Annotated in this window: 2 protein-coding genes; both read left to right on the forward strand. The window is 41.8% G+C overall.

What is annotated here, in order from left to right; all coding sequences use genetic code 11:
* On the forward strand, positions 1 to 460 hold a 460-nt coding region (locus AB4653_RS19710), incomplete at its 5' end, for an EAL domain-containing protein (RefSeq protein WP_372105094.1).
* Between the two features lie 103 nt (positions 461 to 563).
* Positions 564 to 1,669, forward strand: a 1,106-nt coding sequence (locus AB4653_RS19715) for a methyl-accepting chemotaxis protein (RefSeq protein WP_372105096.1), incomplete at its 3' end; no start/stop codon positions are given.

Here is a 1,669-nt window from a genome sequence, read left to right on the forward strand (position 1 = left end):
ACTTGAGACAGAGCAGATAAAATTGGAATTAACAGAATCTGATTTAGTTGAAAGTGTCGCTCTTGCTTTAGCGTCCACCACGAGGATATGCATGCGTGGTATTCCCCTGGCGATTGACGACTTTGGAACAGGTTACTCTTCACTCAAGCAATTAGATGACCTGCCATTTTCAGCACTGAAACTGGATATCGACTTTGTGAAAAACATTCAGAGCAGTCGTTCAAGCCATGCCATTGTTCGCGCTACTCTCTACTTGGCTCACTTATTAGAACTGAGTACGGTTGCTGAAGGGGTTGAGGATCATTCTCTTTGGATGGACATTCGTGAAATCAGTAATGTCGACACATTGGTTCAGGGCTATTTTATCGCTCGTCCAATGCCTGCTCGTAAACTATTAGAGTGGAAAGAAGACTGGGACAGCAAAATTAAAGAGCTGAACTTAATTAAAGAAATTAAATAAGCGGGCTTTGAACATAACGGTAAATTTGTTTAGTGAATGTGTTCGCTATTAAATATGAACAAACGTTACCATCAGCCACAACCAGCGCTAATGAAAAAACCTTATGCTATTGTCTCGCTATATCAACATTAAAGTACAGTTTATTGTACTGCTCTCAATAATATCTCTTAGCCTAGCTGCCATTATCTCAATAAATGTCTTTATTCATAATGATAATAGTCAGCGCCTAAAGCAGTTAGAGTCAAGTTACTACCCTGCACTTGAGCATGCGACGAAAATATATTCTCTTTTACCTAACGTGAAGCAACAGTTCGAAGCTGCTGTCGTGATGGAAGATGAGCAAGCTCTCGATTTTGCACGTCAAATTTCTTCTGAACTGCAAGTTGAAGCGAGTCGTGGTGCCGATGTTTTACCTTCACAAGCGACAGCTTTTAATAAACTGTCACAACAACTAGCAAGGTACACGGATTCTGCGTACGCGCTGAGCGAAGATTTTATTAATCTCAATGACTCTTTCGAGAGCCTGACCTCCAGAGCGAACCAACTTAGCACTGAATATGATTCATTAGTTGCGTTAAGCGAGACGTTACGTGCATCCGCGAGTCAGAAGGTCGTAGACACTATCTTGCACTCTGAAAAAGCCGCAAACGACGCTGCGAATCAATCTATTTGGTTAGGTGTGTTCTTTTTGATCTCTGTGATTTCGGTTGGTTACGCAATATTCAAATCGGTTATTAGCTCAATATTGCTTGTGACAGAAAAGATGAAGGCGATTGCGACTGGGGATGGTGACTTAACGGTACGCATCGACTACGCAGGAAAAGATGAGATATCAACGCTTGTTGAGAGTTTCAATCAATTCATTGAAAAGCTACAAGGCATTATCGCGAGTACGTTAAGCATTGGACACGAGCTTGAGGTTGTCAGCGACAAGATTCGTAGCGAGTCGAATCAAACCTTGGCTCTAAATAGCACTCAACGTGATCACATCGAAGAGGTTACCGAGGCGGTCAATAACATCATCGACCTCATAGAACAAGTTGTTAACTTTGCATCGCATGCAGATTCTCAAGCTCAAAAAGCCAATTCTAGTGCTCAAACAGGAACACAAGTGGTTCTTAAAACGAGTAAAGAAATTGAAGAGCTTGCGACAAACATCCGTGATACGGCCTGTAAGTTGAAAGAACTCGATCAGAATGCAAGCAATGT

The sequence above is a fragment of the Vibrio sp. 10N.222.48.A3 genome, assembly GCF_041475345.1.
GTDB classification, from domain to species: domain Bacteria; phylum Pseudomonadota; class Gammaproteobacteria; order Enterobacterales; family Vibrionaceae; genus Vibrio; species Vibrio tasmaniensis_A.